The following is a 15,753-nucleotide window of genomic DNA, read 5'->3' as shown; positions in this document are numbered from 1 at the left end:
TTGTGTTCAGTTTTCAAAGAACTTTTGTTTCGCCTCTCAGAAGCGACTTTATTAATATAACATCCTCACAAAAATAAGTCAACAATATTTTTTAATGTTTTTTCTTATTTCAAGGTATTCCCTGTGAGGAATATAAATATACACCCGATTCAACTAAAAGTCAACACATTATATTAAAATAACTTTTCTACTTTCTAACTATCCCACTATCTCTGACCCTGCCACCTAAATTAAACAATAAAAAAACAAATGAGATTCCATTTGTTTTTTTATCCTACTATAAATAAATCTATGATTACGAGTGCCGCTAAGCCTGGGAGACCGAGTAGACCAGATACTGCAGAAGTCACTAGATTAATGGGTACATGTAGATCAAATGATTGTCCAAATGCATTTAAGAAAAATAAAAACAATGCGCCGATTAAGATTTTGACAAATACTTGTCCCACTAGTCGAATTGGCTTAAGAGGTGCTCCTATCAAAAGAACAAGTACAATCAATCCTCCAAGTATAGCTATAACAATCTTTGGTTCCAATCAGACTTCACTCCTTCTCACAACTTGTACTATTATTCTATGTGAGTGAAGAGTTTTAAGAACCTCTTGTCCTTTTTTATTTTACTGAATCTAGTCCTAATAAAAAATCCTATCAGAGAAAGTCTTACTTCCTTGATAGGATTTAATTTTATAAAAATACTTTTCGCCTTTTTGCTTCTCTTAGTAAAAAGAAGTATTTAGTTTCCGCAACTTTAAGTTCGTTTAAAACATCATCAGAAGGTTCAACACTTTTTTCGATAAGATTTTTCTGTCTTATCCATTCCTTCTTTGCTATTTCTAACTGACTAAAGAGCTCTTGGTTATATTCTTGTCGAAGCTTTCCCTTCTTTTTAAAAAGCATAAAAGACCTCCTATAGTTCCCGGCGTCCTTCAAGTGCCTTTGATAGTGTTACTTCATCAGCATATTCTAAATCTCCACCAACTGGTAAGCCATGTGCGATTCTTGTAATTTTAATACCCGTTGGTTTTAGCAAACGGGAAATATACATAGCTGTAGCTTCCCCTTCGATGTTCGGATTAGTCGCTAAAATAATTTCTTGTACCGTGTCATCCTGAAGTCTTTTTAGTAATTCAGGAATTTTAATATCTTCTGGACCAATACCATCCATTGGGGAGATTGCCCCATGTAGGACGTGATACAAACCGTTGTATTCTTTCATTTTTTCCATCGCGATTACATCTTTCGGATCCTGTAGGACACAGATCACGGTTTTGTCTCGGCGCTCATCTTCACAAATATAACAAGGGTCTCTATCTGTTATATGCCCGCAATTTGAGCAATATGTGAGGTTTCGCTTTGCATTGACAAGAGCCTTTGCAAAATCAAGAACGACATCCTCTTTCATACTTAATACAAAAAAAGCCAGACGCACGGCCGTTTTTGGGCCGATACCTGGCAATTTCATAAAGCTATCTATTAGCTTAGATATTGGTTCAGGATAATGCATATCTATCTAAGTCCTTTCAATCCATTAGAATGGAAGGTTCATTCCCTTAGTGAATTGACCCATTGTTTCATTTGTTAGGTCTTCGATCTTCTTAAGGGCATCATTTGTTGCTGCTAAAACAAGGTCTTGTAGCATTTCGATATCATCTGGGTCTACCACTTCTTGTTTAATGATCACGTCAATGATTTCTTTTTGGCCATTTGCCTTTACAGTGACCATACCACCACCAGCAGTACCTTCTACCACTTTATCAGCAAGTTCTTCCTGTGCCTTTGCCATATCCTTTTGCATTTTTTGCATTTGTTTCATCATCTTTTGCATATTACCCATTCCGCCGCCACGCATCATGTTAAATTCCTCCTTATGATTATTATTCCTTTATTTCAATGAGCTCTGCACCAACAATTTTCATCGCTTCTGCAATAAGAGGGTCTTCTGTTTCCTCAGGCCCTTGATCATCATCGGTTTTTTGCCCACGGATAAACTCTTCTCTAATTTTACCCCATTCATCATCAGGTACACCAATCATTTCAAACCTTTTTCCAGTTAATGTAGAAAGAATATTTTCGAGATTTTCTTTTACTTCTGCGTTTTCAGATGCCATTTTACAATGGATTTCATATTTAAACTTTAACACAAACGCATTTGAAGAAGCTGCAACTGGTTCACTTTCAATTAAAAGAGCTGCATGAGACACTTTGTTTTGACTGCGAAGTTGATCGAGCATATCGCCCCATTTTCCTTTTAATAAATCAAGATTCTGTCTGGTTGCACTCTTTAAAACCTCATTTATTCTTCCCACAGGGGTTCTGTAACCATTTCTAGATGTTTTTTGTGGACGTTTTTCAGCAGGCTTTGCATCTTGTGGTTGGGCTGTTACACCTTTTTCCTTAATTGATGCAAGTTCTGATTCTAACATATTTATTTTATTCATTAAGCCTTCTATTTGTGGCAATGATTCTAATGAATGTTGTTTATCCATTTGAGTAAGCTTTACAAGCGCTACCTCTAGAAAAATTCGTGGATGGTTTGTCCACTTCATCTCCTGCTGGGCTTGGTTTAAAATATCCATGGTTTCGTAAATTTCATGATTTGGGATATTTTTTGCAAGGTCTGAAAAGTCTTCATCAACTAAGACCCGCTCCATCACTTCTTCTAATTGTGGGGCTGTTTGATATAAAAGCATGTCCCTATAATAGAAGATTAAGTCTTCGATAAATCTCATTGGGTCTTTTCCAAGGTCCATCATTTCATCGAGCGTCTTTAAAGCTGTTCGGACATCGCGATCGTGTGTCGCCCTAACCACATTAGTTAGTAGTGATTGCGAAACAGCCCCAGTTATCGTGAGAACATCTTCAAGTTTTACCTCTTCGTCACTGAAGGAAATCGCTTGGTCCAATAAACTTAGCGCATCCCGCATCCCACCTTCAGCAGCTCTTGCGATAACATAAAGAGCTTGATCGTCCACTGTCACGTTCTGTTCAGCTATGATCGTTTTCATTCTCCCAACGATTGCTTGAGTTGTAATCCGACGAAAATCAAAGCGTTGACATCTGGATATGATCGTAAGTGGAATTTTATGTGGTTCGGTTGTCGCTAGAATGAAAATGACATGTCTTGGTGGTTCCTCCAATGTTTTTAGTAAGGCGTTAAACGCACCGATTGAAAGCATATGTACTTCATCAATGATATATACCTTATAGCGTACTGCACTGGGAGCATACTTCACTTTATCGCGAATATCTCTAATTTCATCGACGCCATTGTTTGAGGCTGCATCAATTTCAATCACATCAGAAATTGAGCCGTCGGTAATTCCCCGACATGCGGCACACTCATTACAAGGCTCAGCAACTGGAGAACGCTCACAGTTAACGGCTTTCGCAAAAATTTTCGCAGCACTCGTTTTTCCTGTTCCCCTTGGTCCTGAGAAAAGGTAAGCATGAGAAAACTTTTCTTGAAGAAGGGCATTCTTTAAAGTTTGGGTTATATGTTCTTGTCCAACCACATCCTGAAAGGTTTGTGGTCGAAAGACACGGTATAATGCTTGATATGCCATCGATATTGCCCCTCCTTCTCTTCGTCCACTTCCTATTATACAGGAAGTGAATATTCTGTACAAAGTGATTATACCATTCACTTAAAAAATCTAAAAAAAATAAAAAAACCCACCCGAATGAGTGAGTTGTTTTATGTAGTATAACTGCCGTGCACCTTCCGTCGAATAGTTACCCCAGGCGTTACTCAAGCAGTTAGCTCGGTCTAGGCAACCCTACGGCACATGGGAGAGTCCGCTTACTGCTGCTTCCTTCCGGACCTGACAGGATTCACGGGTTCCCATTGCGTAGGACCCAGACGTCAACACCACTTACTTGAGGCAGACCCTACAATAACTACCCTCTATGAAGGGATTCGGCCTCGCTAGAGCGGATTGCGAGTACAGGGCACCGCTACCTCCCCGCTTAGCACGGCAAAATTGATACCAAATTGTTAGGTGTCTTTGTGACACATTCTTAGTATAAAGGCTCATTAAAAAAAAATCAATGTATTCCAACTGTAAGTTTTTTCAAGTAGAACCAGTTGTACGATTCTTTTCATTTTTTTTTCTCTTTCGAAGCTGTCTAAAAAACGAACTTAGGAGTTCGCTACATTCTTCCTCACAAACACCTGAAACAACCTCAGCTTGATGATTAAATCGTTGTTCCTGTAAAAGGTTCATTAAGGTTCCCGCGCATCCTCCCTTAGGATCACTTGCCCCGTAAACAACCCGTTTTACCCGCGATAGCACAATTGCCCCCGAGCACATTGCACAAGGCTCAAGAGTGACATACAAGGTTGAATCCTCTAATCTCCAAGTATCTAAACGTTGGCAGGCTTCATCAAGTGCCAATAGCTCTGCATGGGCAATTGATCGTTGCTCTGTTTCACGAAGGTTATGGGCTTTTGTAATAACTTCATCATTTATAACAAGTACAGCCCCAATTGGCACTTCGTCAATATCTGCTGCTCTTTTTGCTTCTTCAATCGCCAATTTCATATAATATTCGTCAGATTTCATCAAAATAAATACTCCCTTACTAGATAAATCAAATGCGCCTTGGCGTATTTGCGCCCAGATTTTTTTCGAGCCTGCTCGAAAAGTTACCTTTGAAAATCTGTGGCATACACCGTAGGCTTTAACTTTATTTAGTCGGAGTTTGACCCCGACTAAATAAAGTTAAACATTTTATCCAAGCATCATCTTTCTTATTCTCTCATAGAGTAATAAAGGTGTGTTACCTAGATTGTAGAATGAGGAGGTCAAACATGCAAATTCATGTAGTAGAGCAAGGTCAATCCTTATTTGGAATCGCTCGGGCATACGGAACCACAGTGGATGATATTGTTCGTGCAAACCAAATTCCAGACCCCGGTAATCTTGCGATCGGCCAGGCACTTGTTATTCCTATTGTTGGTCAATTTTATTGGGTACAGCCAGGCGATAGCCTCTGGTCGATTGCAAATAAATTTGGACTTAATTATCAGCAATTAGCACAAATCAACCAAATTCCGGCGAATCGTCCACTAAATGTAGGTCTTAGAATCTATATTCCTGCACGCCCAAAACGAAATGCAGAAATCAATGCTTATGTAGAACCATCAGGAACTTCGGTAAGTCCCGCTCTCGAAAGAAGTTCACGACAAGCAGCTCCATACTTAACATACTTAGCCCCATTTAACTTTCAAATCCAACGAGATGGCACTCTAAAAGAACCACCATTGGACAATTTACCAAGCATCGCAAGTGCAAATAACGTAACCCTTATGATGGTCGTCGCGAATTTAGAAGAAGGACAATTTAGTAATGAACTAGGTCGGATTGTACTTACTGACCAAAGTGTCCAAAATAAGCTGTTAGATACAATAGTAGAAACAGCTAAAAAATACGGGTTCCGTGATATTCATTTTGATATGGAGTTTTTACGACCAGAAGACCGCGAAGCCTATAACAACTTTTTACGTAAAGCAAAACAGCGTTTTAGCCAAGAAGGCTGGCTACTATCCACTGCACTTGCTCCTAAAACAAGTGCAGAACAAAAGGGCGCATGGTACGAAGCACATGATTATAAAGCACATGGTGAAATCGTGGACTTTGTTGTCATAATGACTTATGAATGGGGATATAGTGGCGGCCCACCAATGGCAGTATCACCTATTGGGCCTGTCCGTGAAGTCCTTGAATACGCGTTAACCGAAATGCCTGGATCAAAAATCATGATGGGGCAAAATCTCTATGGCTATGATTGGACACTACCATTTGTACAAGGTGGAGAATATGCAAAGGCAGTAAGCCCACAGCGAGCAATTGAACTTGCAAAGCAAAATAATGTACCAATCCAATACGATACGAAGGCACAAGCTCCTCACTTTGATTATACGGACTCAGCTGGAAAGCAACATAAGGTTTGGTTTGAGGATGCTAGAAGCATTCAGGCAAAGTTTGATTTGATTAAAGAATTGAATCTACGAGGAATCAGCTATTGGAAGCTAGGGTTACCGTTCCCACAAAATTGGCTGTTGATTACAGATAACTTCAATGTCGTAAAACGATGAAATCATTCAAAGGAACTCGATTTTTCGAGTTCCTTTTTCTATTTAGTGCACAATAAGAAAACTATAATATTTCCCAGTCTGTTTTTTCGACAATTAATAACAAACATCTACCTTCCTGTGATAAAATAATGCTTATCTGTCATTTGATTGATATAAAAAGGGGGACACGAGATGGGTAGTAGGATTCCCTTTATTACAGTAGAGGGCCCGATCGGAGTTGGGAAGACCTCTCTCGCTAAGGCTATTTCAGAGCAATTTGACTTTGCCTTATTGAAAGAGATAGTCGATGAAAATCCATTCTTGGGTAAATTTTATACGAATATTGATGAATGGAGTTTTCAAACAGAAATGTTTTTCCTCTGTAACCGATACAAACAACTTGAAGACATTAATCAGAATTACCTTCAAAGAAATCAACCGGTTGTTGCGGATTATCATATATTCAAAAACCTAATCTTCGCTGAGCGGACATTGAAAACTCAGCAATTTCAAAAATACCTACAGATTTATGAAATTCTAACAGCTGATATGCCTGTACCAAATGTCGTCATATATTTACACGCTAGCCTCGATACTTTATTAGAGCGGATTAAAATGCGTGGTCGAGACATCGAAAAAGGTATTGATCCAGCATATCTCAGTCAATTAAGCCTTGATTATGAGCAATCAATGGCAAAGTTTGAGAAGTCACATCCAAATATTCCTGTTATCCGATTTAACGGAGACAAACTAGACTTTGTACAGAACAAACAGGATTTGGAACAAATCCTGTCAAAAATAGAAGACACCATTCTTGAAAAAGGAGTAAGACAGAATGAATTTGCGTAATAAATATGATATCCCTAGTAATGCAGTGATCACCATTGCAGGTACAGTTGGTGTTGGGAAGTCTACGATGACAAATGCACTAGCAAATGCACTTGGATTTAGAACCTCCTTTGAAAAAGTGGATACGAATCCATATTTAGATAGGTTTTATGCAGACTTTGAAAGATGGAGCTTCCACCTTCAAATCTATTTCCTTGCAGAACGTTTTAAAGAGCAAAAGAAAATCTTTGAATATGGTGGAGGATTTGTCCAAGATCGTTCTATCTATGAGGACACAGGCATATTTGCGAGAATGCATTATGAAAAAGGAACAATGGCGCCTGTCGATTATGAGACATATACCAATCTTTTTGATGCAATGGTAATGACCCCATATTTCCCACATCCGAATTTATTAATTTATCTTGAAGGTAGCCTTGACGATATCATTAATCGAATTCAGGAACGTGGCAGACCGATGGAGCAACAAACTCCTATTTCATATTGGGAAGAAATGCACGGTCGTTATGAAAAATGGATCAATAATTTTACTGCTTGCCCAGTCCTACGATTAAACATCAATGAATACGATATTTTACAAGATGAAGGTTCAGTGGAACCAATTATCGAGAAAATTTCAAAGTTTATCAGACAAACTGAGCTTTTAAAAAGCTAGAACGACAAATACCCCTTTTGAGATCATCACTCAAAAGGGGTTCTTTATTGATAAATAATATTTAAAAAGCAAAAAACTCGTTACTGTAATAGTAACGAGTCATCTCCAATACTTTATGCGCTAGTATTATTTAAAAATTATGGCGGAGGAAGAGGGATTCGAACCCCCGCGGGCTTTAACACCCCTGTCGGTTTTCAAGACCGATCCCTTCAGCCGGACTTGGGTATTCCTCCGTATCGACAAAAATTAATATACCATAATTCTAATTTGCATGTCAACATTATTTATAAAAAAATTTATAGACCAGGAAAATAATTAATCCTGGCCTTTATTTTTTAGATTACTTCGGACCAATTACTTCTTTATTTCTCATATAAGGACGTAATACTTCCGGAATGATGACTGTACCGTCTTCTTGTTGATAATTCTCTAGGATTGCCGCAACAGTTCGACCAATGGCAAGTCCAGAACCATTCAATGTGTGAACATGCTCAGGTTTTGAATCTCGGTCACGACGGAAACGAATATTTGCTCGTCTTGCTTGGAATGCCTCAAAGTTACTACAAGAAGAAATTTCACGGTAAGTTCCGTAGCTTGGAATCCATACTTCAATGTCATATTTCTTTGCTGCAGTAAATCCTAAGTCTGCACTACACATGCTCAGGACACGATATGGAAGACCTAATAACTGAAGTACCTTTTCTGCATTTGCTGTTAAGCTTTCCAATTCTTGATAAGAATCTTCTGGCTTTACAAACTTCACTAGTTCTACCTTATTAAACTGATGCTGGCGGATCAACCCTCTTGTATCTCTTCCCGCAGAACCAGCTTCAGAGCGGAAACAAGCACTAAACGCCGCATACTTAATTGGCAGCTCTTCACCGACTATGATTTCATCACGGTGTAGGTTGGTAACTGGAACCTCAGCAGTCGGAATTAAGAAGTAGTCTTCATTTTCAATGAGGAATGCATCTTCTTCAAACTTTGGTAACTGTCCTGTACCTGTCATGCTTGCACGATTGACTAGATATGGAGGAATGACCTCTTCATATCCATGTTCCTCTACATGAAGGTCTAACATAAAGTTAAATAACGCTCTTTCAAGTGTTGCCCCAAGCCCCTTATAAAATACAAAGCGGCTACCAGTTACTTTTCCTGCACGTTCAAAATCTAAAATTTCAAGTTGATCGGCAATTTCCCAATGTGGCTTTGGTTCAAATCCAAACTCAGGAAGCTCACCCCATTTACGGATTTCAACGTTATCATCCTCAGATTCACCAATTGGCACACTTTCATGTGGTATATTCGGAATTGATAACATAAGATGCTCTAATTGTCCTTCTACATCTCGTAATTCCGTGTCTAATTCTTTAACTTTGTCCCCAACTTCACGCATCTCTAAGATTAGAGCATCTGCATCTTTTTTCTCTCTTTTCAAGACAGCGATTTGACCTGACACTTCATTTCTACGGCTTTTTAACTCCTCAGTCTTCAAAATAAGCTCGCGGCGCTTCTTATCTAATTCCTCAAAACGCCCAAGGTCTGTTAAATCCTCACCACGATACTTTAGTCTCTCTTTCACTTCATCAAAGTGGCTTCGTAAAAATTTGATATCTAACATCACTTAAACCTCCTAAAATCTATGTAGTTATAGTAACAATTTGTAACCAATCGTGTCTGTAGAGAAGCCTGTATTTCAAGGCGGCGCAGGTTTGAGGATCGGAGCATAGCTAACCTACGTGAGGACCAGAGAACCAAGCCAACGAAGAAACACGCCGCTTATCGGCAGTCACGACAAATAAAAAACTCCCGCCCCTAAAAAAGGGACGAGAGTTAACCCGCGTTACCACCCTAGTTGAGGATACAAGTATCCTCCTCTTGAAAAAGATAACGGATTTACCGAAAATACCTACTAGAATGATGCGTTCAGTATTTCACTCAAGGATGGATTCACAAGCCTTTTTCATCGGTTCACACCAACCACCGACTCTCTTAGGAAAAAAGACTAGCTACTAGTTCCTATCATAGATTTAACATTTTATTATTTATATAAAGTTTTACCATGTTTTAATTGTTTATACAAGGTTTTTTGCTTTTGATTCTTCGACCATTTTTACAAAATACCCTGTAAAGCGATGATCGTCTGTTAATTCTGGATGGAAGGAGCAGCCTAAAAATTGTCCTTCACGTGCTGCAACAATTCTGCCATCATGCTTTGCAAGAATTTCAACGTTTTCTCCCGCTTCCACAATATGTGGCGCACGAATAAATACTCCGACAAGATCTTCAGCGATTCCAGGAATCATAAGCTCTGCCTCAAAGCTCTCACGTTGACGGCCAAATGAGTTTCTTTCAACTTTGATATCCATAAGACCAAGATGTGACTCCTTATAGTCAACAAGCTGCTTCGCAAGTAGTATTAACCCTGCACATGTCCCAAACATCGGCTTACCTTGCTCAGCAAATGAGCGAAGTGGCTCCATAAACTCATATTTATCAATTAATCGGCGCATTGTAGTACTTTCCCCGCCAGGGATTATTAATCCGTCAATTTCTTGAAGTTGTTCAACCTTTTTTACGATGACTGCTTCTGCTCCTGAGGCTTCTACAGAACGAACATGTTCTCTAACGGCCCCTTGAAGCCCTAATACTCCGATTTTAACCACGTCTGAACACCCTCTTACTTACCAGCCTCTTTCTTGCATGCGTTGTTCTGGTAATAATGATGAAATTTCAATACCTTTCATAGCATTTCCTAATCCTTTTGAAAGGTGTGCAATTAATTCATAATCTTGATAATGTGTAGTAGCTTCTACAATCGCACGAGCAAATTTTGCAGGATTATCTGATTTAAAAATACCAGATCCAACAAATACTCCATCTGCTCCAAGTTGCATCATAAGCGCCGCGTCAGCTGGAGTTGCTACACCACCTGCAGCAAAGTTAACAACTGGTAGGCGACCTTCTTGTTTGATTTGAAGCAATAATTCAAATGGTGCACCTAGATTTTTTGCTTCTGTCATTAGCTCATCTTCGCTCATGCCAACAACTTTACGAATTTGAGCATTCACTTTTCTCATATGACGAACAGCTTCTACAATATTTCCTGTTCCAGGCTCACCTTTTGTACGAAGCATAGATGCACCTTCTGCAATTCGGCGAGTAGCTTCGCCTAAGTCACGGCAACCACAAACAAATGGAACTGTGAAATCACGTTTATTTAAGTGGAACTCTTCATCAGCTGGAGTTAATACTTCACTCTCATCAATGTAGTCAACGCCAAGAGCTTCTAATACTCTAGCTTCTACAATATGACCAATACGAGCTTTAGCCATAACTGGAATAGTAACAGCACCCATTACTTGCTCAACAATTGTTGGGTCCGCCATTCTAGCAACTCCACCAGCCGCGCGAATATCAGCTGGCACACGCTCTAAAGCCATTACTGCTACAGCTCCTGCTTCCTCTGCAATTTTAGCTTGTTCTGCATTGACAACGTCCATAATTACGCCGCCCTTTTGCATTTCAGCCATACCACGTTTTACTCGATCTGTACCTGTATTTGCCATTATGATTCCTCCAATAATTCGTTATCTAATTTTATAGGCATAATCATATCATATTTTTAACAATAGTGAATGCCCTATGTAAAATAAACTAAGAATATTCTAACTCATAATTTTCTAATTTCCTAGTAATTATACCAAAATAGTATAATATGGAAACAAAAAAGCCCCCTTCTACACATAGAAGGAGGCTTTTTATTAGAACCAGCCCTTAACAGTATTTGCCACGCTGGACCAAATGTCACCGAAGAATCCACCAATTCCTCTCATCATGAGCACGAACCAGTTTGTCTTTTCAACACCTGTGTCTGTCACAAGTGGTACCTGTAATTTATCATCACCGTTTGCTGTAATATAGCCTAAATCATCACCATCATAGGATACAGCCATATGGCCAACTTTTGTTCCTTCTTTAAAAGGTGCGGTTATTTCTTTATCCTTAGAAACAACCTTATCGTCAAACACATATTCTGCTTTAAACGCTGACTTATCTACACCTTTTTTAACTAAAAGCCTTACTGGTGCTTTAGTTGAAACTTCTACTTCTTTTTCTTTCCCTTTGACTACCTTTAATTCTTTATTACCCTTTAATTGATATCCTTCAGGATAAACTTCAATTTGCTCAAAATTATTAAAACCAAAATCTAATAGTTTACGAGTTTCCTTGAAACGTTCTGGCTCACTTGTTGCACCCATCACGACTGAAATTAATCTTTTTCCGTTACGTTCAGCTGTTCCTGTAAAACAATAACCAGCTGCAGGTGTTGTACCTGTTTTTAATCCATCCATTCCCTCATAATAAAAATCTGCAAGATATGGGGAAACCTTTGGATCATGCTTTAACATCCAGTTCCAGTTATCCAGTTTTTCTCCATAAAAGTCTAACTGAGGAATACTTGAAATCTCCAATACTTCTGGATGCTCTCGTAGTAGTGAATAGGCTAATAAAGCGACAGATTCTGCTGATAACATATTATCTCCATCTGGACTTGTTCCTTCAGGATAATTATCACCTAGCATTGAATTTGATAATCCTGTACTATTTACAAACTCATAGTTTGGAAGACCTAGTTCTTCTGCCTTTTTATTCATAAGCTTAACGAATTCGCCTTCAGTACCAGCTAATAGTTCTGCTAATGTGATTGTTGTTGCATTATCAGAATAAATCGCCATTGCTTTGTAAAGTTCTTCAACCGTATAATCATGATTTAACCGTAATCCTACACCTGAAAAGTTATTATTTGCAGATATATCATATGCATATTGGCTAATCTGGGTAGTTTGATCCCAAGATAGTCTACCTTCAGAGATAGCTTCCAATACCAGGTACTCAGTCATCATTTTTGCCATACTTGCAATTGGAGCTGCTTGGTCGGCATTCTTTTCATATAATATCTTACCTGTATCTGCATCAATTAATATCGCATTTTTAACATTTATATCAAGAGCAGGCGCTGCTTTTGCAGGGGGTATTTGTCCTACAAAAAGCGATAGCATAAAGACTGCTAAAAAACTTATAATCAATCTTTTTTGTGTTTGTTTTTTCACGTTTTAAACCTCCACTTTCGTAATACGCACAAAAGACATTTTAACATAACAGCATCAAAAAAAATAGACAGAGTACATGACTCTATCTACCACAATATAAAAATCCTACCAATGGATTATGTTCTGTCTAAATTTACCTTAAAGAGTAGAGTAGTTCGGTGCTTCCTTTGTGATTTGTACATCATGTGGATGACTTTCACGTAATCCTGCACCTGTCATTTTAATGAATTGTGCATTCTCTCTTAACTCTTCTAAATTCTTTGTGCCGCAATAACCCATACCAGAACGAATACCGCCAATTAACTGATATATTGTGTCTGTAAGTGGGCCTTTGTATGGAAGACGACCTTCAATACCTTCAGGAACAAACTTTTTCGCATCCTCCTGGAAGTAGCGGTCCTTACTTCCTTTTTCCATTGCCGCAACAGAACCCATGCCACGATACACCTTAAAGCGACGCCCTTGGAAGATTTCAGTTTCCCCTGGGCTCTCAGATACACCTGCAAGCAAGCTTCCTAGCATGACTACATGTCCACCAGCAGCTAATGCTTTTACGATGTCACCCGAATATTTAATACCACCATCAGCAATAATCGATACTCCATGTTTTCTTGCTTCTGTTGCACAATCGTAAACAGCTGTTATCTGAGGAACACCCACACCTGCTACAACACGAGTTGTACAAATAGAACCAGGTCCAATTCCTACTTTAACGACGCTAGCACCTGCTTCAATAAGAGCACGAGTTGCTTCAGCTGTTGCTACGTTACCAGCAATAATATTTAGTTTTGGATATGCGTCTCTAATGGTTTTAACTGTTTCAAGAACACCCGCTGAATGGCCGTGTGCTGTATCAACTACAATTGCATCAACTCCGGCTTTAACTAACTTTTCAACTCGTGGCATTGTATCTGATGTTACCCCAACAGCTGCTCCTACCAACAGACGCCCTTGTGCATCCTTTGCTGAATTCGGGAACTCAATTACTTTTTCAATATCCTTTATTGTGATAAGACCTTTTAATACTCCACTTTCATCAACGAGTGGGAGCTTTTCAATTTTATATTTCTGTAGAAGCTTTTCCGCCTGTTCTAAAGTTGTACCAACAGGGGCAGTCACGAGATTTTCTTTTGTCATTACATCAGAAATTAGAATGGAATAGTCTTGAATGAAACGAAGGTCACGATTGGTAATAATTCCAACCAAGATTTGCTCTTGTGGGTTGTTTACAATTGGGACACCTGAAATACGGTATTTTCCCATTAAATGTTCAGCATCAAATACTTGATGACTTGGAGTTAAGAAAAACGGATCTGTAATAACGCCACTTTCTGAACGCTTAACCTTATCAACCTGCTCAGCCTGTTGCTCAATAGACATATTCTTATGAATAATACCTAGTCCGCCTTGACGGGCCATTGCAATTGCCATTTCATGCTCTGTTACTGTGTCCATACCCGCACTAATAACCGGGATATTTAACTTAAGTGTTTCTGTTAACGCAACCCCTAGATTTACATCCTTAGGTAGTACCTCTGACTTAGCAGGTAATAGCAATACATCATCAAATGTTAATCCTTCTTTGGCAAACTTTGTTTCCCACATGTAATAAATCCCCCTTCGATTGCAAAATATTATTAGTAGATTAACAACTGGGTAAACTACTGTCAAGAATCGAACGATATATTTAATAATTCAGAGTTTTTTATTATCTCAATTCGACCATATCTTGCACTTTCTTTGTTTTCTATTGGAGGTTAGTAATTTGTTTGATTATCGTTTTATTTGGCAATCATTTAATGCACTACATGCAGCAAACACAACCCAACATTTACTACAAAAATGCTATGAAAAAGCTGCAGTTACAGACGCAGATAAAAAGAGCTATGAAAACAGCTATCCGTTTATTTATTATTTGGAACATGGTCAAAATTACTACCAATTATCCCAAAATGCTCCATTATCGATTAAACCGGTTCTTCTCTTTTACGGAATGGTACAATTATTAAAAGCATGTCTACTAACTGTTGATCCTCAGTACCCAGAATCAACTTCAGTACTTGCCCACGGAGTTTCAACAAGAAAACGGAAAAAGCAGAGTTATGAATTTTTCCATGATGAAGTAAAAGTACAAAAGAACGGTTTATTTTCACACTTTTCTGAACGTATGTTTCATGTGAAACAAATGGAAGGTGAAAAATTCACAATGGAGCGGCTATTTAAAAGAATTCCCGAACTACAAAATTTATTTACTCTCCATTTCCAACAAAATTTATATATCGAAACACCTATTACAACTCAGAATACATTATCGATTCCAACTGAAGCTTTAGACACTTATCATATGACCTCACGGAGATTTGTAGATTTTATCGAAAATACGCTGCCATTTTCAACAACTCTTGTTAAAAAATCAACAGAAGGAAAAGACTGCGGACCAATATCATTACAAATAAAAAAAGAAAATTACCTTTTGCCACTGGGTAGTTCGCCACTTCTATATCATTTATATGAAGACACCTATTACCTGCCAAAGGAAAGGGAACTTCTAACGTTTTTTCCTGAAATCATGACACATTACTTACTCCTATATAATTTAAGTATGATATCAAGATATGAGACAGAATGGTGGAGTGAACTGCTTCATTCATACTCTAGCAATGACTATCCATTTATTAGACAGTTCCTCGCTATATCTGCAGATAAAGTTCCATTTTTACTTTATTTGTTTTTAAAGGAGAAAATTGATGGGGTATAAGGGGAATATATTGGGTTTGCGGTATAGCGTTTATTGTTTCTCGGGCTGGTGATATACCGTTTAGGCTGTTTACGGTATAGTATTTATCGTTTCTCGATCTTGTGTTATACCGTTTAGGCTGTTTCCGGTATAGCGTTTATTGTTTCTCAGATTGGTGATATACCGTTTTTGACATTAGCGGTATAGCACTTATCGTTTTGCGATATGGCAATATACCGATTAGGCCATTTATGATATACCATAAATAGATCCGATTCTTTACTATTTTTCTATGCAAAAAAGACCAACCATAACGGTTGGT

At 38.4% G+C, this 15,753-nt stretch carries 15 protein-coding genes, 1 tRNA gene, 1 other RNA gene and 1 other annotated feature; of the genes, 4 read left to right on the top strand and 13 right to left on the bottom strand.

Features of this window, described 5'->3' with window-relative positions; genetic code table 11:
* Positions 1-269 precede the first annotated feature (269 nt).
* The 7 genes from CKJ95_RS23045 to tadA form a co-directional block, all read right to left on the bottom strand.
* Complete coding sequence (locus CKJ95_RS23045) at positions 270-536, bottom strand: pro-sigmaK processing inhibitor BofA family protein (protein WP_099355779.1); 267 nt, start codon at positions 534-536, stop codon at positions 270-272.
* Positions 537-684: 148 nt separating this feature from the next.
* Positions 685-897, bottom strand: coding sequence for a YaaL family protein (locus tag CKJ95_RS23040; RefSeq protein ID WP_099355778.1), 213 nt, complete (start codon positions 895-897; stop codon positions 685-687).
* Positions 898-907: 10 nt separating this feature from the next.
* On the bottom strand, positions 908-1,504 hold the full coding sequence (gene recR, locus CKJ95_RS23035) for a recombination mediator RecR (RefSeq protein ID WP_099355777.1): 597 nt from the start codon (positions 1,502-1,504) through the stop codon (positions 908-910).
* 24 nt (positions 1,505-1,528) lie between these two features.
* The gene (locus CKJ95_RS23030) at positions 1,529-1,849 is read right to left on the bottom strand and encodes a YbaB/EbfC family nucleoid-associated protein (RefSeq protein WP_099355781.1); all 321 of its coding nucleotides are present in this window, start codon (positions 1,847-1,849) and stop codon (positions 1,529-1,531) included.
* 25 nt (positions 1,850-1,874) lie between these two features.
* Positions 1,875-3,563, bottom strand: coding sequence for a DNA polymerase III subunit gamma/tau (gene dnaX / locus CKJ95_RS23025; protein ID WP_099355776.1), 1,689 nt, complete (start codon positions 3,561-3,563; stop codon positions 1,875-1,877).
* A 147-nt stretch (positions 3,564-3,710) separates the two neighbouring features.
* Positions 3,711-3,975, bottom strand: an RNA gene (ffs, locus tag CKJ95_RS23020) — signal recognition particle sRNA large type.
* A gap of 95 nt (positions 3,976-4,070) precedes the next feature.
* Positions 4,071-4,562, bottom strand: a complete 492-nt coding sequence (gene tadA / locus CKJ95_RS23015; protein WP_099355780.1) for a tRNA adenosine(34) deaminase TadA — start codon at positions 4,560-4,562, stop codon at positions 4,071-4,073.
* Positions 4,563-4,810: 248 nt separating this feature from the next.
* Here tadA and CKJ95_RS23010 point away from each other — a divergent pair, with 248 nt between their 5' ends.
* From CKJ95_RS23010 to CKJ95_RS23000, 3 genes are all read left to right on the top strand, one after another.
* A complete protein-coding gene (locus CKJ95_RS23010) occupies positions 4,811-6,097 on the top strand; it encodes a LysM peptidoglycan-binding domain-containing protein (RefSeq protein WP_099355775.1) in 1,287 nt (428 codons plus the stop codon).
* A gap of 171 nt (positions 6,098-6,268) precedes the next feature.
* On the top strand, positions 6,269-6,925 hold the full coding sequence (locus CKJ95_RS23005; protein ID WP_099355774.1) for a deoxynucleoside kinase: 657 nt from the start codon (positions 6,269-6,271) through the stop codon (positions 6,923-6,925).
* The gene (locus CKJ95_RS23000) at positions 6,912-7,580 is read left to right on the top strand and encodes a deoxynucleoside kinase (RefSeq protein ID WP_099355773.1); all 669 of its coding nucleotides are present in this window, start codon (positions 6,912-6,914) and stop codon (positions 7,578-7,580) included. The genes CKJ95_RS23005 and CKJ95_RS23000 overlap by 14 nt, the downstream gene beginning before the upstream one ends.
* 140 nt (positions 7,581-7,720) lie before the next feature.
* On the opposite strand, the gene CKJ95_RS22995 is transcribed toward CKJ95_RS23000, so the two are convergent.
* From CKJ95_RS22995 to guaB, 6 genes are all read right to left on the bottom strand, one after another.
* Positions 7,721-7,813, bottom strand: a tRNA-Ser gene (locus CKJ95_RS22995).
* Positions 7,814-7,920: 107 nt separating this feature from the next.
* Positions 7,921-9,201, bottom strand: coding sequence for a serine--tRNA ligase (gene serS / locus CKJ95_RS22990; RefSeq protein WP_099355772.1), 1,281 nt, complete (start codon positions 9,199-9,201; stop codon positions 7,921-7,923).
* A 198-nt stretch (positions 9,202-9,399) separates the two neighbouring features.
* Positions 9,400-9,615, bottom strand: a binding site (T-box leader).
* 40 nt (positions 9,616-9,655) lie between these two features.
* Positions 9,656-10,246 (bottom strand): pyridoxal 5'-phosphate synthase glutaminase subunit PdxT, encoded by a 591-nt coding sequence (gene pdxT, locus CKJ95_RS22985; RefSeq protein WP_099355771.1) that lies wholly within the window; start codon positions 10,244-10,246, stop codon positions 9,656-9,658.
* An 18-nt stretch (positions 10,247-10,264) separates the two neighbouring features.
* Positions 10,265-11,149: a pyridoxal 5'-phosphate synthase lyase subunit PdxS gene (gene pdxS, locus CKJ95_RS22980; RefSeq protein ID WP_099355770.1), complete on the bottom strand. Its 885-nt coding sequence runs from the start codon at positions 11,147-11,149 to the stop codon at positions 10,265-10,267.
* A gap of 195 nt (positions 11,150-11,344) precedes the next feature.
* A complete protein-coding gene (locus CKJ95_RS22975; RefSeq protein WP_099355769.1) occupies positions 11,345-12,694 on the bottom strand; it encodes a D-alanyl-D-alanine carboxypeptidase family protein in 1,350 nt (449 codons plus the stop codon).
* Between the two features lie 138 nt (positions 12,695-12,832).
* Positions 12,833-14,299, bottom strand: a complete 1,467-nt coding sequence (gene guaB / locus CKJ95_RS22970) for an IMP dehydrogenase (protein ID WP_099355768.1) — start codon at positions 14,297-14,299, stop codon at positions 12,833-12,835.
* Positions 14,300-14,459: 160 nt separating this feature from the next.
* On the opposite strand from guaB, the gene CKJ95_RS22965 reads away from it, so the two are divergent.
* Positions 14,460-15,452, top strand: coding sequence for a YaaC family protein (locus tag CKJ95_RS22965; protein WP_099355767.1), 993 nt, complete (start codon positions 14,460-14,462; stop codon positions 15,450-15,452).
* The last annotated feature ends 301 nt before the right edge of the window (positions 15,453-15,753 follow it).

The organism is Fredinandcohnia onubensis, assembly GCF_002734285.1.
GTDB lineage: Bacteria > Bacillota > Bacilli > Bacillales > Bacillaceae_L > Ferdinandcohnia > Ferdinandcohnia onubensis_A.
Note: the sequence above shows the minus strand (reverse complement) of the source record. Positions and strands in the feature narration are given on the sequence as shown.